14 protein-coding genes are annotated in these 18,321 nt (G+C 63.7%); 6 read left to right on the top strand and 8 right to left on the bottom strand.

The window, feature by feature from the left end:
* Positions 1-15 precede the first annotated feature (15 nt).
* From H3Z74_RS13100 to H3Z74_RS13080, 5 genes are read right to left on the bottom strand one after another with little or no spacing between them, the layout of a single operon-like run.
* Positions 16-1,944, bottom strand: a complete 1,929-nt coding sequence (locus H3Z74_RS13100) for an acetyl/propionyl/methylcrotonyl-CoA carboxylase subunit alpha (protein WP_187760098.1) — start codon at positions 1,942-1,944, stop codon at positions 16-18.
* 8 nt (positions 1,945-1,952) lie between these two features.
* The gene (locus tag H3Z74_RS13095) at positions 1,953-2,672 is read right to left on the bottom strand and encodes a CPBP family intramembrane glutamic endopeptidase, BDIM_20840 family (protein WP_229726560.1); all 720 of its coding nucleotides are present in this window, start codon (positions 2,670-2,672) and stop codon (positions 1,953-1,955) included.
* A gap of 28 nt (positions 2,673-2,700) precedes the next feature.
* On the bottom strand, positions 2,701-3,186 hold the full coding sequence (locus tag H3Z74_RS13090) for a nuclear transport factor 2 family protein (protein ID WP_187760097.1): 486 nt from the start codon (positions 3,184-3,186) through the stop codon (positions 2,701-2,703).
* 32 nt (positions 3,187-3,218) lie between these two features.
* Complete coding sequence (locus tag H3Z74_RS13085) at positions 3,219-3,701, bottom strand: nuclear transport factor 2 family protein (protein WP_187760096.1); 483 nt, start codon at positions 3,699-3,701, stop codon at positions 3,219-3,221.
* 48 nt (positions 3,702-3,749) lie between these two features.
* Positions 3,750-5,351, bottom strand: coding sequence for a carboxyl transferase domain-containing protein (locus H3Z74_RS13080; RefSeq protein ID WP_187760095.1), 1,602 nt, complete (start codon positions 5,349-5,351; stop codon positions 3,750-3,752).
* A gap of 167 nt (positions 5,352-5,518) precedes the next feature.
* Between H3Z74_RS13080 and H3Z74_RS13075 the strand changes: the two genes are divergently transcribed.
* Positions 5,519-7,585 carry a M13 family metallopeptidase gene (locus tag H3Z74_RS13075; RefSeq protein ID WP_187760094.1) on the top strand — a complete coding sequence of 689 codons (2,067 nt, stop codon included), beginning with the start codon at positions 5,519-5,521 and terminating at the stop codon, positions 7,583-7,585.
* A 48-nt stretch (positions 7,586-7,633) separates the two neighbouring features.
* Here H3Z74_RS13075 and H3Z74_RS24630 read toward each other — a convergent pair whose 3' ends face one another.
* On the bottom strand, positions 7,634-8,260 hold the full coding sequence (locus tag H3Z74_RS24630; RefSeq protein WP_268234787.1) for a TonB-dependent receptor domain-containing protein: 627 nt from the start codon (positions 8,258-8,260) through the stop codon (positions 7,634-7,636).
* Positions 8,261-8,322: 62 nt separating this feature from the next.
* Entirely contained in the window at positions 8,323-10,011 is a 1,689-nt protein-coding gene (locus tag H3Z74_RS13065; protein WP_187760092.1) for a TonB-dependent receptor plug domain-containing protein, read from the bottom strand.
* Between the two features lie 222 nt (positions 10,012-10,233).
* Between H3Z74_RS13065 and H3Z74_RS13060 the strand changes: the two genes are divergently transcribed.
* Positions 10,234-11,136, top strand: coding sequence for a MurR/RpiR family transcriptional regulator (locus H3Z74_RS13060; protein WP_229726559.1), 903 nt, complete (start codon positions 10,234-10,236; stop codon positions 11,134-11,136).
* 161 nt (positions 11,137-11,297) lie between these two features.
* On the opposite strand, the gene H3Z74_RS13055 is transcribed toward H3Z74_RS13060, so the two are convergent.
* A complete protein-coding gene (locus tag H3Z74_RS13055; protein WP_187760091.1) occupies positions 11,298-12,740 on the bottom strand; it encodes an amino acid permease in 1,443 nt (480 codons plus the stop codon).
* Positions 12,741-12,945: 205 nt separating this feature from the next.
* Between H3Z74_RS13055 and dgcN the strand changes: the two genes are divergently transcribed.
* From dgcN to H3Z74_RS13035, 4 genes are all read left to right on the top strand, one after another.
* Positions 12,946-13,956 (top strand): N-acetyltransferase DgcN, encoded by a 1,011-nt coding sequence (gene dgcN / locus H3Z74_RS13050; protein ID WP_187760090.1) that lies wholly within the window; start codon positions 12,946-12,948, stop codon positions 13,954-13,956.
* Between the two features lie 50 nt (positions 13,957-14,006).
* Entirely contained in the window at positions 14,007-15,020 is a 1,014-nt protein-coding gene (locus H3Z74_RS13045) for a dipeptide epimerase (RefSeq protein WP_187760089.1), read from the top strand.
* A 41-nt stretch (positions 15,021-15,061) separates the two neighbouring features.
* Positions 15,062-16,456 (top strand): serine hydrolase domain-containing protein, encoded by a 1,395-nt coding sequence (locus H3Z74_RS13040; protein ID WP_187760088.1) that lies wholly within the window; start codon positions 15,062-15,064, stop codon positions 16,454-16,456.
* A 93-nt stretch (positions 16,457-16,549) separates the two neighbouring features.
* The gene (locus tag H3Z74_RS13035; RefSeq protein ID WP_229726558.1) at positions 16,550-18,043 is read left to right on the top strand and encodes an N-acyl-D-amino-acid deacylase family protein; all 1,494 of its coding nucleotides are present in this window, start codon (positions 16,550-16,552) and stop codon (positions 18,041-18,043) included.
* The last annotated feature ends 278 nt before the right edge of the window (positions 18,044-18,321 follow it).

Below are 18,321 nucleotides of genomic sequence, written 5' to 3'. Positions count from 1 at the left end.
ACGGAAGTGGAAAGATCACTCCGCCTTCTCGATCCGCGCCAGCACCGCACCCTCGCTGACTTGCCCGCCAGTCTCGGCGTTCAGTTCGGCGACCGTCCCGTCGAACGGCGCGACCAGGCTATGCTCCATCTTCATCGCCTCGAGCGTGAGCAGCTTCTGCCCCTTGGTCACGGTATCGCCCGCAGCGACTTCGACCGCAATGATCCGCCCCGGCATCGGCGACAGGATCGCACCGTCGCCGGCGATGCCGGCAGCGATGCCCGATGCGCGGGCGGGCGATATTGCGAAGACCCGGCCGTCGTTGACGCCGCTGAGAATGGTGTCGCCCGCCGTCTCGATCCATGCCGGAAGGGGCTGCCAGGGGCTTTCGATTTCCGCGGAATCCGGTTTGCCGTCGATGGTGAAATGGATGGTGCGCTGATCCGCGGCATTGAGGCGGAAGCCGAACATTGCCTGCCATGGCGTGGGAGCGTCCCGCAGGTCGTCAAGGCTATGTCCGAACTGATATGGGGGCGATCCCGAAGACGCTGCTGCTACGGCCATGGCGCCGGCCTGGCGGACTGCGTCTGGCGCGGCCGCTTGTGGGATCAGGCTGTCGGCGCGTGACGCGAGCAGCCCGGTGTCCATGGTCCCGGCGATAAACAGGTCGTCGGCGAGGCAGCGGGCAAGGAAGGCGGCGTTGGTCTTCACCGGCCATACCGCGGTCGTCTCGCAAGCGGACTTCAGCTTGACGATGACTTCAGTCCGGCTCGGAGCCGACGCGACGAGTTTAGCAATCATCGGATCATAGAAAGGGGTGACGCTGCCGCCCTCATAAACACCGGTTTCGACGCGGACCTGATGTTCGGGCAGCATGAGATGCGTGAGTGGCCCGGTGCTGGGCAGGAACCCAGTCACGGGATCCTCAGCATAGAGCCGCGCCTCCATCGCCCAGCCGTTGATCGCCAGCTCATCCTGCCGCTTCGGTAGCGTCTCGCCGGAAGCCACCCGCAATTGCCATTCGACCAGATCCTGCCCGGTAATCTCCTCGGTCACCGGATGTTCGACCTGCAGCCGGGTGTTCATCTCCATAAACCAGATGCGGTCGGCGCGCAGGCCTTCGCTCGCATCGGCGATGAACTCGATCGTGCCCGCGCCGACATAATCGACGGCCTTGGCCGCCTTGACCGCGGCGGCGCAGATCGCCTCGCGCGTGACCTCGTCCATGCCGGGGGCGGGGGCCTCCTCGATCACTTTCTGGTGGCGGCGCTGGAGCGAGCAGTCGCGCTCGAACAGATGGACGACATTGCCATGACTGTCGCCGAACACCTGCACTTCGATGTGCCGCGGGCTCAGTATATACTTCTCGATCAGCACCTGCGTGTTGCCGAAGCTCGACGCCGCCTCGCGCTGACACGACAGCAGCGCATCGGCGAAGTCGGCAGGGTCGTCGACCCGGCGCATGCCCTTGCCGCCGCCACCGGCGACCGCCTTGATCAGCACCGGATAGCCGACCTTGGCCGCTTCCGCTGCGAGCCGCTCGGGCGACTGGTCCTCGCCGAGATAGCCGGGTGTCACCGGCACGCCGGCGGCAATCATCCGTTCCTTGGCGGCATCCTTCAGGCCCATCGCGCGGATGCTGTCGGGGTTCGGGCCGACCCAAATGATGCCGGCATCGATCACGCTTTGCGCGAAGTCGGCATTCTCGGACAGGAAGCCATAACCCGGATGGATCGCCTCCGCGCCGGTTGCCTTGGCGGCGGCGATGATCTTCTCGCCCACGAGATAGCTCTCTCGCGCCGGTGACGGCCCAATATGCACCGCCTCGTCGGCCTGGCGCACATGCAGTGCTTTGGCATCGGCGTCGGAATAGACCGCGACGGTGCGCACGCCCATCTCGCGCGCGGTGCGGATGATGCGGCAGGCGATCTCGCCGCGATTGGCGATGAGGAGAGACTTGATCATCGATACACCTAAAGGACCAGGAAAATGGAATTGCCGAAATTATGCAGCAGCACGGGCAGCACCAGGCTGCCGGTTCGTTCGCGCAGCCACACCAGGATGAATGCAGGCAGTGCGGTCAGCGCCATGGTCATCGGATCGAACGACCAGGCGCCGTGCGAATAGTCAAAGGCGTGGCCGAGCCCGAATGCCACGCAGGAAAGCAGCGCACCCCATCCCAGTTCGATGCCCAGCATCCGGATCCGTCCGCGCAAGGCTTCGTTGAACGCAAGCAGCAGGATACCGCGATAGAAGGGCTCTTCCTCCAGCCCCGGCATGGTCAGCTGAAAGGCCAGCGTCTGATGATCGAGCGGCTCGTTGGGCATCGAGATCGCAAAGCCGATGAACACCAGGCAGACGATGGCGGCGACTGCGTAGGTGACTTTCCATCCCGCCATGTTCTGCACCAGGGTCAGTCCGGAACGGCGCCATCCGAACGCGGGATGCGATGCGACCGCCAGGGTCAAAGCGAGCGCCAGCAGCTTGCCCTGCCAATTCCAGCCGCTGCCGCGAAACATATCCGGCAGCACGCCATAGCCATTGGTCAGCGCACAGTCGTTCAGAAAGGCAAGGCCGGCGCCAACCAGCAGCCAGCGGATCGAGAACTGCTCCCGGCGCAGCAAGCCAAAGCCGATCCCCAGCACGATGAGGATCGCTGCGGCGGCGAACATCCTGATCAGCGAGTCCGGCACTCGAGCCCCCCTTGTTGCGGCCCCTGGTTCAACGCCCCGGGCATCCCGTCCTGCGCTGAGTCCAGGTGACGTTCTGGACCTTCCATACGCCCTGCACGCGGATCAGGTCGAAATGGTTGATCCCGCAATGCGAGAATGCGCCGTCCAGGGTGAATTCATACGGTGTCCACACCATCGCGATATCGCCATCGACATGGACATGCGGGTCGATGTTGCGCTCGACCGGCTTGCCGGGGACTTTGGCGAGGCGCGCGGCGAAGCCGGCCCAGTCGCTCGACGTCAACCGGTGCTCGCCCGTATCGGTCACTGACGTCCCGGTCGCGCGGCCCTCGGGGACGGTGACGGCGATGATCCCGGCCGGGTCCTTTGCCGCAAGTGCCTTGAACATGGTGTCGATCGTTGCGAGCACCGCAACGGCGTCTTCCTTCGATCCATGGTCAGCCGCGGGCGCCTGTTGCGCGGTTGCCGGTACGGCGAAGAGAAGGGCGATTGCAAGAAGACGTGCGTGCTTCATGTCATGCTCCCGGGGGCTGGTTGGGCGGCCACTCAGCCGGTGCAGCCGGTGGTCCGTACCGACCAGGTGACGTTCTGGATCTTCCAGCTTTCGCCTTCGCGCACGAGATCGAAATGCTGGAAGCCGCAATGCCTCACCGTGCCGTCGATCGAGAAGCTGTAAGGCCCCCAGACCATCGCCATCGCCCCGTCGATCTCGATTGCCGGATCGATCATCCGTTCTTCATAGCGCTCGGGGCCGGGCGAAGCCTCGGCATAGGCGGCCAGTTCGTTATTGCGCACGGTGCGGGTGCCGTCGGGCTTCTCCATGATCACCGTCGCGTTGCCACTCGGGCGCAACTGCGCGCGGATCGCCGCACTGTCGCGCGCCGCAATCCCGGCAAAGGCCGCCAGGATCGGCGCCATGACCGCGCCCTCGTCCGTTCCGGGAGGGGGTAGGCCAGTGCCCTTGGGCAAGGGCTGCACCGGCGTGGTCTGGGCGGCGAGCGCGAGAACCAGGGCGAAAGTCATCGGCATTGCGGTGTCTCCGGTGGCGAAGCCAAACTGGGCGAAACTGGTTTGTCGTTACATCCGGAACACGCCGAACGCCGGGCGTTCGGGGATCGGGGCGTTGAGCGTCGCGGCAAAGGCAAGGCCGAGCACGTCGCGGGTTTGCGCCGGGTCGATGATCCCGTCGTCCCATAGTCGCGCGGTGGCGTGCCAGGGATTGCCCTCGTCCTCGTAACGCTGGCGGATCGGCGCCTTGAACGCTTCGGCCTGTTCCTCCGTCCAGCTTTCGGCATCGCGGTGAACCGTGGCCAGCACGCTCGCCGCCTGCTCGCCGCCCATCACCGAGATGCGGCTGTTGGGCCAGCTGAACAGGAAGCGTGGGCTATAGGCCCGGCCGCACATGCCGTAATTGCCCGCGCCGAAGCTGCCGCCGATCAGCACCGTGATCTTGGGCACGGTCGCGGTGGCGACGGCGGTGACCAGCTTGGCGCCATGCTTGGCGATACCCTCGGCTTCGTACTTGCCGCCGACCATGAAGCCGGAGATATTCTGCAGGAACAGCAAGGGTATGCGTCGCTGGCAGGCGAGCTCAATGAAATGCGCGCCTTTCTGCGCGCTCTCACTGAACAGCACGCCGTTATTGGCGAGGATCGCAACCGGAATGCCCCAGATATGCGCGAAGCCGCACACCAGTGAGGTGCCGTAGAGCGACTTGAATTCGTGAAACTCGCTGCCATCGACGAGACGGGCGATGATCTCATGCACGTCATAAGGTGCGCGGACGTCGCTCGGCACGATGCCGTACAGTTCCTCGGCATCGAATTTGGGCGGGCGCGGGTCCTTCAGGTTTACATCGCCCGTTGCCTGCGGCTGCAGCGTGGAGACGATGTCGCGCACGATGGTCAGCGCATGTTCGTCATTCTCGGCGACATGGTCGACCACGCCCGAGCGGCGGCCATGCGTGTCGGCGCCGCCCAGTTCCTCGGCCGAGATCACTTCCCCGGTGGCGGCCTTCACCAGCGGTGGTCCGGCGAGGAAGATCGTGCCCTGGTTGCGCACGATCACCGTCTCATCCGACATCGCCGGGACATAGGCGCCGCCCGCAGTACAACTGCCCATCACGCACGCGATCTGCGGGATGCCGAGCGCCGACATGTTCGCCTGGTTGAAGAAGATGCGCCCGAAATGGTCGCGGTCGGGAAACACCTCGGCCTGGTGTGGCAGGTTCGCGCCACCACTGTCGACCAGATAGATGCAGGGCAGGCGATTGGCTTCGGCGATCTCCTGCGCGCGGAGATGCTTCTTCACGGTCATCGGGAAATAGGTCCCGCCCTTCACCGTCGCATCGTTGCACACGATCATGCACTGACGGCCCGACACGCGGCCAATGCCCGCGATCATGCCTGCACCCGGGACTTCGCCGTCATACAGGTCGTTGGCGGCGAGCTGGCCGATCTCGAGGAACGGCGAACCCGGATCGAGCAGCCGTTCGACGCGGTCGCGGGGGAGCAGTTTGTTGCGCGAAACATGCCGTTCGCGACTTTTCTCGGATCCACCCAGTGCGGCCGTCGCGACATCGGCGCGCAGCTTGTCGGCGAGCGCGCGATTATGCGCGGCGTTGGCACGGAAGGTTTCGCTCTCTGCGGCGAGTTTCGTGTCAAGCACCGGAGCACTCATGGGGCGGTTTTCCTCTATCGTTTCGATCGTGCCTAGCGGCGGGTGGGGGCGATGGGAAGTGGATCGACCGGATCGATCGCTGTGCCGACAGGCTGGCTCATGGGTTGGCATGCCGGGGCGACTGAGTGTAGTCCTGTCATCATACAGCAATACCGGAGAGAGTGCCCATGAAGCGTTCCATTGTCCTTGCGCTGCTGCTCGCCAGCGCCGCCTGCTCGCCCTCATCGACGACGACCGGCACGGCCCAATCCGTCAGCGGCACGCTTGCCGGCGTCGATCAGGCGCTGATCGACAAGGCGGTGAAGCCGGGCGACGACTTCAACGCCTATGCCAGCGGCGCGTGGGCGAAGAAGACCGAGATTCCCGCCGACCGTTCATCCGTCGGCGTTGGCTATGACGTGTTCAAGGTCGCCGAGGCGCGCAATGCCGAGCTGATTCAGGCGGCGGTCAAGGCGAATGCCGCGATGGGTACCGACGAACGCCGCATCGCCGACTATTATACCGCCTATGCCGACACTGCGGGCATAGAGAAGCGCGGTATGGCGCCGCTCAAGAGCCAGCTCGATGCGATCGCCGCGCTGAAAGACAAGGGCGCCTTGTCGGCAATGCTCGGCGCGACGATGCGCGCCGACACCGACCCCCTCAACGCGAGCAATTTCCAGACGGAGAATCTGTTCGGCCTGTTCGTGACCCAGGATCTGAATCGGCCGGACACGACCATTCCCTATCTGATGCAGGGCGGGCTCGGCCTGCCCGATCGCGATTATTATGTGTCGGCCAAGCCCGAAATGGCCGAGCTGCGCACTGGTTACAAAGCCTATGTCACCAAGCTGCTGACCTTGGCGGGGATCAGCGATGCCGCTGCGCGCGCCGACCGCATCATTGCACTCGAGACCAAGATCGCGAACGCGCATTACGACATCGTCACCAGCCAGGACGCGCACGGCGCCGCATCATGGAAGCGCGCGGATTTCGCGACGAAGGCGCCGGGGATCGACTGGAACGCCTATTGGAACGCGGCATCCCTGCCGTCGCAGCAGGACTTCATGCTGTGGCAACCGGGCGCGATCGTCAAATTGTCGGCACTGGTCGGCAGCGAACCGATCGCCGCGTGGCAGGACTGGCTGACCTTCCACACCATCAATCAGGTGACGTCGGTGCTGCCACAGGCGATCGACGCCGCCTCGTTCGATTTCAACAGCAAGACGCTGAACGGCACACCGCAGCAACAGCCACGTGACAAGCGCGCCATTGCATCGGTCAATGCGCAACTCGGCGATGCGGTCGGGCAAATCTATGTCGGCAAATATTTCTCCGCCGCATCCCGGACCGAGATCCAGGGCATGGTCAAGAATATCGTCGCCGCGTTCGACAACCGCCTGGCCAAGCTCGACTGGCTCGCGCCGGCAACCAAGGAGGAAGGGCGCAAGAAGCTGAAGGTGCTGATCGTCGGGGTCGGGTATCCGGACAAATGGCGCGATTATTCGGCGCTGGAGATCAAGGCGGACGATCCGGTCGGCAATTTGCAGCGCGCACGGCTGGCCGAATATCGCCATCAGATCGGCAAGATCAGCAAGCCGGTCGACCGCAACGAATGGTGGATGACGCCGCAGACGGTCAACGCGGTCAACCTGCCGGTGCAGAACGCGCTCAACTTCCCTGCCGCGATCCTCGAGACGCCCTATTTCAACGCCAAGTTCGACGCGGCGGCCAATTACGGCGCGATCGGTGCGGTGATCGGACATGAGATCAGCCACAGCTTCGACAATCTCGGGGCCGATTTCGATTCGACCGGGCGGCTGCACAATTGGTGGACCCCGGCCGATCTCAAGCATTTCGAGGAAGCGGGCGCAGCGTTGGTCGCGCAATATAATGCCTATGAAGCGCTGCCCGGGCTGCACCTCAACGGCAAGCAGGAGCTCGGCGAGAATATCGCGGACGTTGCGGGCCTCACCGCTTCTTACGAAGCGTATCGCGCTTCGCTCGGTGGCAAGGAAGCGCCGGTGATCGACGGGCTGACCGGCGACCAGCGCTTCTTCCTCGCCTTTGGCCAGAGCTGGCGCACCAAGATGCGCGAAAAGGCACTGCGCGCGCGGATCGCGACCGACGTCCATGCCCCGGCACCGTGGCGGGTACAGACGGTACGTAACCTGGATGCCTGGTACACCGCGTTCAATGTAAAAGCGGGCGAGAAGCTCTACCTCGCGCCGGACAAGCGCGTGAAGGTCTGGTGATCGACTGAGCCTCGTGCGGCGTCGACCCGACCGGGTCGACGCCGTCGTTCAGAAACGTTTGGTCAGCCCGAGGCCAATGGTGCGCGGCCGGTTGGCGTTATAGCTCACATCGGGCGCGTTATAGGGGCTGTTCGCATTCTGGAATGTGCGCGAGGTCTTGAAGCGGGCATCGAACAGATTGTCGACGAACAACCGCGCGCTCCAGCTCTTGCCTTCGAGTCGCACCGACACATTGGTCAGCCAATAGGCATCGAGCGGCAGATATTGCCGATTGAAGGCGGCCGCCGCGACCGGATTCCCGGAGACCGGATCCCTGACCGGCTTATAGCGCCCGAAATCGGCATAGCTGCCGCTTGTATAAGAGGTGAGCCAGGCGAAGCCGGCCTGGAGGTCGCCGGACAGCTCGGTGCTATAGTCGGCCATCCCCGAAACGGCATGACGCGGGACCAGTGGCATCCGCTCGTCCTTGAAGCCGATCCCGGTGATCGTCTGGGTCAGCTTGGCATCGGTATAACCATAGCCGAGATTGAGCGAGAGCCCGCGGATCGCGACATCGCGTGCGTTGAGTTCTATTTCGAGGCCCTGTGACACCGCCTTGCCGGCATTGCCGAGATAGGCGAACCCCAGCGGCGTGCGCACCGTGGTCTGGATATCCGACCAGTCGATGCGGAACAGCGCCGAGCTGACATAGAGCCGATTCTGCAGCAGCGAAAATTTGCCGCCGAGCTCATAGCTGATCAGGTCGTCCGAGGCATATTGGCGTCCTTCGGGGGAATGCCGGTATTGGGCGTGGTCAGGTTGAAGCCACCCGGCCGAAACCCTTGCGCGACCGTGACATAGACCAGGCCGTCCTTGCCGAACTTGTACGAACTGTTGAACCGCCAGACGCTGCCCTTTTCGTGGTAACGGCCGCCGGAGAATTCACCGGGCAGCGGCGTGGTGCGCCCCAAGCCATTGGCGTCCCGTGCATTCGGGCCGAACCACTGGTCGATCGAGTAGAAATCGCCCGTGCTCCGGACGTCGAAATAGCGGCCGCCGACCGATACCTGCCAGGAGTTGGTGAATTGATATTTCAGCTCGCCGAACACCGCGAACTGGCGGGTCTTCGTGTCGCTCTGATAGGTATATTCCTTGTCGTCGTTCAACTCGGCGCCGATGATGTTCTGCTCGAACGCGGCCTGGCCGGGGAAGGGGACCGGCACCAGTTCCTCTTGGTCCTCATGTACGCGCTTGTTGTTGTAATAACCGCCCAGGATCCAGTTGAACGGGCCGTCCGAACTCGACACCAGCCGCACCTCCTGGGCGAAGCTGTGCGATTTGGCGCGGCGGTTGGTGATCACGTTGAATGCGGGAATATCGGCCGGATCGAGGAAGCTGCCGAAGATGATGTCGCGAATGCCCAGTGTCGAATCGCTGCTCGAGCGCTGGCGTTCGTCGACATAGGATGAACTCGACGTCAGATTGGCCCAGCCGAAATCATAGCCGATCGTCAGGTTCGCCAGTTGAGCGGTGTAGCGCGTATCGCCGGGGAAATAATAATCGGCGGTGTATCTCGGCTGGGATTCTCGCTGGCCGTATGAATCGCCATAGCGCGCCTGCTGGCGATAATAAGAGAGGCTGATGTCGAGTTTCTCGACCGGCTTCATCAGGATCGCGAGATGGGCAGAGGTCGTCCGGTCGTCATTGATGTTGTCGGTGCCCAGCCGGACGTTGTCGATGAAGCCCTGATTGTCGAAACGCCCCGCATCGGCGCGCACCGCGACCCAGTCGGCCAGGGGTATGTTGATCATCCCGGTGACATTGTAGTTGATGCCGCCATGGCGGGTCGTCGACAGCTCTGCGCCGACTCTGCCCTCGATCGCCGTCATGTCCGGTTTTTTCGAGATGTAGCGCAACGTGCCGCCGATCGCGCCGCCGCCGAACAAAGTTCCCTGCGGGCCGCGCAACACCTCGACGCGCTCGATATCGACCAACTTCAGGTCGAGCGGCGTGCCGCGATAGGGCATGTCCATCGGGACTTCGTCGACATAGACCGTGGTGGTCGGCTCGAGCCCCGCCTCGCTGCCGGTACGCAGGCCGCGCAGCACCAGCTTGACGCCTTCGCGCGGTCCGTTGTCGGTGAAGGAAAGTCCCGGGACAGTACGGGCGAAATCGGTGATGTCGGTCGCGCCGGTCTTTTCCAGCGTATCCGCGGAGATTGCCTGGATGTTGAACGGCACGTCGCGGACCGTCTCGGATCGCCGCGTCGCGGTAACGACGATGTCATCGACGGCCTGCGAAGCCTCCGTCGCCTGTGTCTCCGCCGGGCCGGCGGCTTGCTGCGCGATCGCCGGGCCGGCCAGCGCCAGCGTCGATACCAACGAACTCAATCCGGCACCCAATATCCGATACCGTTTCGTACGCTTCATGCGGTCCTGTGTGATCATGGCTTTCCCTTTGTCCCCGTCGCCTGGACACGCCCTGATCTTGGTGAGGGTCGCGTCGCCTCGAATGGCGATGCTAGATTTATGTCATTGAGTCGATAAATGTCAAATTAGTAACATAAAGGCGACCGGTTGGGCGATCTGCCGCAGGAATTGCCATGCTGGCGGCAGCGCGCGCGCTGTTCTAGGAGGGGCATGTGATTGGAAATGGGGGAGAGATGGTCAGTGCCAGGTGATGCCGACACGTCGCACGATCTGCTGAAGCGGCTCGAGGATCGCCTCGACAGCTTCACGCCCGCGGAGCGGTCGATCGCCAATTTCATCCTCACCAATCGCGGCGGGATTGCGTTCGAGTCGGCCAATTCGATCGCCGAGAAGCTGCAGGTCAGCGCGACCACGGTCGGCCGCTTCTCGCGCATGATGGGGTATCGCCACTTCAAGGAGCTCAAGGCCGGGCTGCGCATGACCATGTCGGGCGTGCCCTGGCTGGTCGGTGATCAAGTGACCGAATTCGTTGGCGCGCGCGACGGGAGTGGCCGCGATAAGCGCAGCCTCGAGCTCGAACTGGCCGGGATCATCGAAGTCTATGCAATGGCCGAGAGCGAGACGTGGAAACGGGTGGTCGCATTGCTGGCGAACAGCCGCCATGTGCATGTCGCGGGATTCCAGACCGAGCGCGGTGTCGCGGCGACCTTGGCCCATCTGCTGCAATATGCGCGCGAGGGCGTCAGCATCGTCGACACCACGGCCGGCAATTATCACGAGATTTTCGCCGCCGATCCCGCTGATCAATGCCTCGTGCTGGTCGATATGCGGCGCTATTCGGAACAGGCCTATGAACTGGCGACACGGGCCAGCCGTGAAGGCATTCCGGTGGTGATGCTGACCGACAAATTCTGCGACTGGATCCGCAAATTCACCAATGACGTCATCGCCGTGCCGACGGAGGTGGAGCTGTTCTGGAGCTCACAGGTTGCACTCGGCTGTGCGGTCAATCTGCTGGTCAATGACGTGATCGGCATGCTCGGCACCAAGGTGGAAAAACGCCTCGAACGTCTGTCGGAGCTCTATCAGGCGCATACAGGGCATGTCGGCAGCTCGGCCAAGCGCAAGCCTGGCCGGTCATAGCCGACCATACTCTCCTTCAGATCTGTAATTTCCCTGCTTCCCCGGCGAAGGCCGGGGTCCAGTTGGAAGACAGGAGTAAACTGGCGTCTCACGTCACCGCAGGTGCTCCTCGCCTGGACCCCGGCCTTCGCCGGGGAAGGGCCTGAAGAGGCACCTCCGACCTAGCCCATTCTCCGCCGTCGCCGCAGGCCGTAGAGAATATAGACCGCACCGCCGATCACCAGCCAGAACAGTAGCCGGACCCAGGTGTCCCCCGGCAGGGTCCACATCAGATACAGGCAGGCAGCGATGCTGAGGACCGGTGTCCAGGGATAGAGCGGCACGCGGAACGGACGCGCCGCCTGCGGTTCACGCCGGCGCAGGATGATCACGCTCACCGCGACTGTCACGAAGACGAACAATGTCCCGATCGAAATCAACTCGCCCAACAGGCTGAGCGGCAGCAGACCGGCGGCCAGTGCGGCGATGGCGCCGGTTACCAGCGTGCCGATCTGCGGTGTGTGCGATGCCGCGCGGACCCGCGTGAACGCCGCCGGCAGCAGGCCATCGCGCCCCATGGCGTAGAAGATGCGCACTTGTCCGAGCAACGTGACGAGCAGCACCGAGATCAGCCCTGCGATCGCAACGAAGCCGACGATCACCTTGGTCCAGACAAGCCCCGCGCCCACGCTGTTGAGCGCGACATAGACCGGGTCGGCGACATCGAGCAGGCGGTAGCTGACCAGTCCGGTGATCACCAGGCCGACCAGCATGTACAGCAAGGTCGTTACGCCCACCGAGGCGAGCAGCGCGCGGGGAACGGTGCGCTGTGGATTGCGGACTTCCTGCGCCAGCGTCGAGACGGCATCGAAGCCGACATAGGCGAAGAACAGCACGCCCGCACCCTGCATCACGCCCGACCAGCCGAAGCGCCCGAACACGCCCGTATTGTCGGGGATGAAGGGCGTCCAGTTGGCACGGTCGACAAAGGCGAAGCCCGTCACCACGACCAGCAGCATCGCGCCGATCTTGGCGACGACGATGATATTGTTGACCCGTGCCGAGAATTCGGTGCCACGCAGCAGGAGTGTCGTGCAAAAGAGCGTGAGCAGCACGGCGGGCAGATCGACGATCGCCCCTGTCGCGACCAGATTGCGATGCGGTGAGAGCGCAAAGGGCGCCTGGGTGAAGAGGGCAGGAAGGCCGACACCCAGATCATGCAGCGCCGACTGGAAATAGGCCGACCAGCCGATCGCGACGAGCGTCCCGGAAAAGAGATATTCGAGCAGCAGGCACCAGCCGACCATCCAGGCCGCTGCCTCTCCCATTGATGCATGGCTGTACGAGTAGGCGCTGCCCGTGACGGGCATCATCGCGGCGAGTTCGGCGTAGCAGAGCCCGGCAAGCAGGCAGACGACGCTGGCGATCAGGAAGGAAAGCGCCACCGCTGGTCCGGAATGCTGCGCAGCGACGGTTCCGGTGAGCACGAAGATGCCGGCGCCCACCGTGCTGCCCACGCCGAAACAGGTCAGCGCGAACAACCCGATATTGCGCGATAGCCCCTCGCCATGTCCTGCCCGATCACCCTGCAGCGCCGCGATCGCCTTGCGCTCGAACGGTTTCATGCTTGCCCTCGTTGATGCACGTGTGGTGGCGCCGGCGGAAATTCGGATGGAGATTGGATCGGTGTGGTCATCACGCATGCCTCCCGGTTTGTCATTGGCTGAATGTTATTTTTATGTCAGTTGACACTTCTAGCAATAATTATAACTATAAAGCCAGAGCCGGATAGCCGGCCGTGCCCAATTGCCGCAGGAAAGACCGAACCGGATGATCATCCCTGGAAAATATCTCCTCTTCCTGGGGGCGGCGCGCGATCCGCTGGATGCCAAGACCGCATACGGACTGGTCGACTGGGCGCCTGAGCGATGCGCCGGGCAATGGCGCTTGCCTGATTGCGGCATCGATCTGGGGCTCCCGGACCTGGCGTTCGGACAGGCACATGCCGCCGGCGCTGAGACATTGGTGATCGGCATCACGCCCTTTGGCGGCGCGATTGCGCCTGAATGGGTTGCGCCGATCGTCGCCGCGCTGGAGGCGGGGTTGAATGTCGCCAGCGGAATGCACGCGCGACTGGAAAGCGTGCCTGAAATCGCCGAAGCAGCCCGCGCCTCGGGCGCGGCGCTGTTCAATGTCCGCACGCCCGGCACGCGCTATGCCGTCGGATCGGGGCGCAAGCGGACCGGCCGGCGTATGCTGATGGTCGGCACCGATTGCGCGGTCGGCAAGAAATACACTGCGCTGGCGATCGCGCGCGATATGTCGGCGGCAGGGCTCAAGGCGACTTTCCGCGCGACCGGCCAGACCGGTATCCTGATCGCGGGGCAGGGCGTGCCAATCGATGCGGTGGTCTCCGACTTCGTTGCGGGAGCGGCAGAAACGCTCTCGCCCGACAATGAGACGGATCACTGGGACGTCATCGAAGGGCAGGGGTCGCTGTTCCATCCCGCCTATGCGGGGGTCGCGCTCGGTCTGATGCACGGCTCGCAGCCGGATGCGATCATCCTGTGCCACGCAGCCGGTCGGACTCATGTCGACGGTTATCCCGATTTCGCGCTGCCGGATTTCGCCGAGTGCATCGAGACCAATCTCGGTATGGCGCGCCTGACCAACCCGATGGTGCGCTGCGCCGGCATCAGCATCAACACGCGGGTCCTGCCGGCGGAAGCGCGCGTGGCGCATCTGCAAGCCATTTCAGACCGCTTCGGGCTGCCCTGCTTCGATCCGGTTGCAACCGGTGCGGGCGCGCTTGTCGCGCACATCGCCAAAACCTTCGACTGAGTTTTTCTGCCCGGCGCTGGCCGGTGTGTCGTCCAATCCGGAGTGCAACGATGGATATCGAAGTCCGTGTCGAGACATGGCCATTGGCCAATCCGTTCCGCATCACCGGGCGTACCTATACCGAGATCGACCTGGTCGTCGCGGTGGTTCGCGATGGCGAACATGAAGGCTATGGGGAAGCCGCCGGCGTCGATTATCTTGGCGAAACGCCGACCAGCATCGCCGCCGAAATCGAAACAGTTCGATCCGCCTTTGCCGGCGGCATGGATCGTACGCGTCTGCAGTCGCTGTTGCCGATCGGCGGCGCCCGCAATGCGCTCGACTGCGCGCTGTGGGATCTGGAAGGGGCCCGGTCACGGCGCCCGGCCTGGCAGGATGCGGGCGTGACCCGGCCCAAGCCGTGCCTTACCACCTGGACGATCGGTGCGGATGCGCCCGACCTGGTTGGCGAGCGCGCCCTGGCCTTTGCCGATGCCCGCGCGATCAAGCTCAAGCTCACTGGCGACGGCCTCGACGCCGAACGGGTGCGCGCGGTGCGCGCGGCGCGGCCCGATGTCTGGCTTGGTGTCGACGGCAACCGCGGCTTCACCCTGGCCGGGCTCGAAAAGCTGATGCCGGTGCTGGTCGACGCCCGCGTGTCGCTGGTGGAGCAGCCGCTGTCGGTGGATCTCGATGCCGATCTCACTTCCTTCGCTTCGCCGATACCGCTTGCCGCGGACGAGAGCGTGCAGGGGCTGGCCTCGCTCGAGGCGCTGTCGGACGCGTTTTCGGTGATCAATATCAAGCTCGATAAATGCGGTGGCCTGACCGAGGCGCTGGCCATGGTCCACACCGCGCGCGCTCGAGGCATGGGGGTGATGGTCGGCAATATGCTCGGCACGTCGCTTGCCATGGCGCCTGCCTTCATCGTCGGTCAGTTCTGCGATGTCGTCGATCTCGATGGCCCGGTGCTGCTGCGGCGCGATCGCGTGCCGGGCGCTCAATATGGCGACGGCATGATCTGGTGCCCCGACGACCTATGGGGCGGTCCGCACAGCGGCGCGTCGGCCGGCCTTCACGCTTGAGCCAATCGAACAGCAATAAAAACCGCAAAGGGGATAGGGCAATGTTGAAGCAGGTTACGATTCTAAGCGCGCTGGCAACGGTCCTAGTCGCGGCGCCGGCGATGGCCGCGCCTGACCCGGAAACATTTCGCAAGCAACTCGATGCCTTTGTCGAATCCGAGATGCGGGCTGAAAAAGTGCCCGGCGTCGCGGTGGCGGTATTGCGCAAGGGTGAGATCATCGTCGCCAAGGGCTTCGGCAAAGCGACGGTCGAGCATGATGTGCCGGTAACCACCGACACGATCTTCCAGTCCGGCTCGGTCGGCAAGATGTTCACCGCCGTGGCGGTCATGACATTGGTTCAGCAGGGCAAGATCGGACTCGACGATCCGATCAGCAAATATCTGCCCGATGAGCCCACAAGCTGGCGCCCTATCACCATCCGGCACCTGCTCACTCACACCTCGGGCGTGGCCAATTACAAACCCGATTTCGACTATCGCCGCGACTATAGCGATGACGAACTGGTGAAGCAGGCTTATGCGCTGCCGCTCGATTTCGTGCCCGGCGCGCGCTGGAACTACAGCAATACCGGTTATGCGCTGCTCGGCATCCTGGTGAAGAAGGCGTCGGGGCAATCCTATCTCGATATCCTCGATCAGCGCGTGTTCAAGCCGGTGGGGATGAAGACCGCGCGCGGGATCAGCGACGCCGATATCGTGCCCCATCGCGCGTCCGGCTATCAGCTGGTCGAAGGCGCACTGAAGAACCAGGACTTTGTCTCGCCGTCGCTCAATGCCACGGCGGATGGATCGCTCTATTTCTCGCTCAACGACATGATCGCCTGGGCGCGCGGCGTCGAACAGGGCGCTGTGATCGGCAGCGCCGGCTGGCAGCAGGTCTACACCCCGGTAAAGCTCAACAGCGGCAAGACCTATCCCTATGGCTTCGCCTGGCGGATTGACCAGGCAGGCGGGCATCCGCGCTATCATCATGGCGGGGCCTGGCAGGGATTCCGCACCTATTATTCGCGTTATCTCGGCGACGATCTCTCGATCATCCTGCTGACCAATTCGGCGAATACGAAGCTCGACACCTTTGTCGATGGCATTGCCAAACTGTGGGACGGCAAGCTTGTCGCAACCGGTCCACGCCCGGCGCCGGAACCAGCGGCAGAGCGTCGCCTCACCACATTGATCGAGGCGGTCCGTGGCGGCACGCTGCGCCAGCAGGACGTGCCGCTCGCCGGCGAAGGCTTTGCGGACCTGGCGAACAAGTTTTTCGGACCAAGGCTCAAGGAACTGGGCCCGTTGACCAAGGTGGAGCTCACCGAACGGCACGAGCTCGGCGACGACATCAACTACAGCTACGCTGTGTCCTTCGGCGGTCGCACCATGAAAGCGCATCTCGCGATCGCGCCTGGGGACAAGGTGTCCCAGTTCATGATCATCGAATAGGCCAGGGGGAACAGGAACATGAAAACGGGCAGGATTGGCGCCGGGCGCCGTTGCGTCGAAATACTATACCGGTCATGTGGCCGCGTCTTGGTGATGGCTGCGATCCTCGCGGCGCCGGCCGGTACCGCTGGCGCGCAGACATCGAAATCGACGCTGATCACTGGCGCCAGCGTGGTCGATGGCACCGGCGCGCCGGCGCGCCCTGCATCGGTACGGATTCAGGGCGACCGGATCGTCGCGATTGGCGAGTTGAAGCCGCTCGCGGGGGAACAGGTGGTCGATGCCAGCGGGCAGGTCCTGTCGCCGGGCTTTATCGACACGCACAGCCATCACGACCATGGGCTGTTCAAACAGCCCGACGCGCTGCCGGTAACGAGCCAGGGCATCACCACGATCATTGTCGGGCAGGATGGCGGATCGGAACTGCCCTTGCCGCGCCTGTTTGCGCGGATGGCGAAGACGCCGGTCGCGGTGAACATCGCCTCCTATGTCGGGCATAATTCGATCCGCGCCCAGGTACTGGGCAAGAATTACAAGCGCGTTGCCACCGCTGCCGAGATCGATCGGATGCGCGCGATCGTGCGCGCCGGGATGCAGGCCGGCGCACTCGGCCTGTCGACCGGGCTCGAATATGATCCCGGCATCTACGCCACCAAGGACGAGGTGCTGACGCTTGCGAAAGAGGCAGCGAGGAGTGGCGGGCGCTATATCAGCCATATCCGCAGCGAGGATCAGTATATCTGGGCGGCGCTCGACGAGATCGTCGAGATCGGGCGCGCGACCGGCATGCCGGTGCAGGTCTCGCATATGAAACTCGCCATGACCGACTGGTGGGGGCAGGCGGATCGCTATCTCGGCGTGATGGACCGCGCGCGCGCCGCGGGCGTGAACATCACCGGCGACGTCTATCCGTATGAATATTGGCAATCGACGCTGACGGTCATGTTTCCCAAGCGCGATTTCGCCAATCGCGAGAGCGCACAGTTCGCGCTCGACCATCTGGCGCCGGCCGACGGCCTGTTGCTCTCGGAGTTCAGCCCCGACCGCAAGCTGGTCGGCAAGACCGTGGCCCAGGTCGCGGTGCAGCGCGGTATTGATCCGGCCGTCGCGCTGATGCAATTGATTGCTGAATCGCAGGTGCCCGGTGCGGAGGAAATGGTGATCGGCACGAGCATGCGCGCCGACGATGTCGGCAAGCTCATCGCCTGGCCGTCCTCGAACATCAGCAGCGACGGTCAGCTCAACGACCGCCACCCGCGCGGCACAGGCTCCTTTACGCGCGTGCTGCGCCAATATGTCCGTGAACAGCATCTGCTGACGCTCGAACAGGCGATCAACAAGATGACCGGCGCGGCCGCGGCACATATGGGGCTCGCCGATCGCGGCGTCATTCGCCCCGGTGCGCGCGCCGACCTGATATTGTTCGATCCCGCCACCGTTGCGGATCGCGCGACGAGCGAAAACCCCTCGGCCCAGTCGGTCGGTATCTCACGGGTCTGGGTCAATGGTGGACTGGTGCTGAAGGATGGCAAGCCGACCGGCACCCGGACCGGCCAGCCAGTGCGGCGCGCCGTGGCGGAAAAGTGAAGCGGGCAATCGGTGCCGGGTGAGCCGGCACCGATTCAACCCTGACACAGATCCTGACAGCGTGACGGCGCAAGGAGTGCCGGTCGGTATTCCGGCCCGCTCTTTGACATGAAAAGAAAATATCGAGTGCCTCACCCCGCTGTTTTGGCAGGAACAGCGGTGACCTGACCCCTGTTATCTCTTGGCGCCACCCCTGTTATCGGGAACAGGGGTGGGCGATCCAAGTTACTGTAAATTATCGAGGAATCTGCGTTCCATGTCCAACATAACAGGGGTGC

It is taken from the genome of Sphingomonas alpina (assembly GCF_014490665.1).
GTDB lineage: Bacteria > Pseudomonadota > Alphaproteobacteria > Sphingomonadales > Sphingomonadaceae > Sphingomonas > Sphingomonas alpina.
Note: the sequence above shows the minus strand (reverse complement) of the source record. Positions and strands in the feature narration are given on the sequence as shown.

Bases quoted from the DNA above. Each gene is read 5' to 3' on its own strand.
- H3Z74_RS13100 (WP_187760098.1), bottom strand. From the start codon at position 1,944: ATGATCAAGTCTCTCCTCATCGCCAATCGCGGCGAGATCGCCTGCCGC.
- H3Z74_RS13090 (WP_187760097.1), bottom strand. From the start codon at position 3,186: ATGAAGCACGCACGTCTTCTTGCAATCGCCCTTCTCTTCGCCGTACCG.
- H3Z74_RS13085 (WP_187760096.1), bottom strand. From the start codon at position 3,701: ATGCCGATGACTTTCGCCCTGGTTCTCGCGCTCGCCGCCCAGACCACG.
- H3Z74_RS13080 (WP_187760095.1), bottom strand. From the start codon at position 5,351: ATGAGTGCTCCGGTGCTTGACACGAAACTCGCCGCAGAGAGCGAAACC.
- H3Z74_RS13075 (WP_187760094.1), top strand. From the start codon at position 5,519: ATGAAGCGTTCCATTGTCCTTGCGCTGCTGCTCGCCAGCGCCGCCTGC.
- H3Z74_RS13065 (WP_187760092.1), bottom strand. From the start codon at position 10,011: ATGATCACACAGGACCGCATGAAGCGTACGAAACGGTATCGGATATTG.
- H3Z74_RS13055 (WP_187760091.1), bottom strand. From the start codon at position 12,740: ATGAAACCGTTCGAGCGCAAGGCGATCGCGGCGCTGCAGGGTGATCGG.
- dgcN (WP_187760090.1), top strand. From the start codon at position 12,946: ATGATCATCCCTGGAAAATATCTCCTCTTCCTGGGGGCGGCGCGCGAT.
- H3Z74_RS13045 (WP_187760089.1), top strand. From the start codon at position 14,007: ATGGATATCGAAGTCCGTGTCGAGACATGGCCATTGGCCAATCCGTTC.
- H3Z74_RS13040 (WP_187760088.1), top strand. From the start codon at position 15,062: ATGTTGAAGCAGGTTACGATTCTAAGCGCGCTGGCAACGGTCCTAGTC.
- H3Z74_RS13035 (WP_229726558.1), top strand. From the start codon at position 16,550: ATGGCTGCGATCCTCGCGGCGCCGGCCGGTACCGCTGGCGCGCAGACA.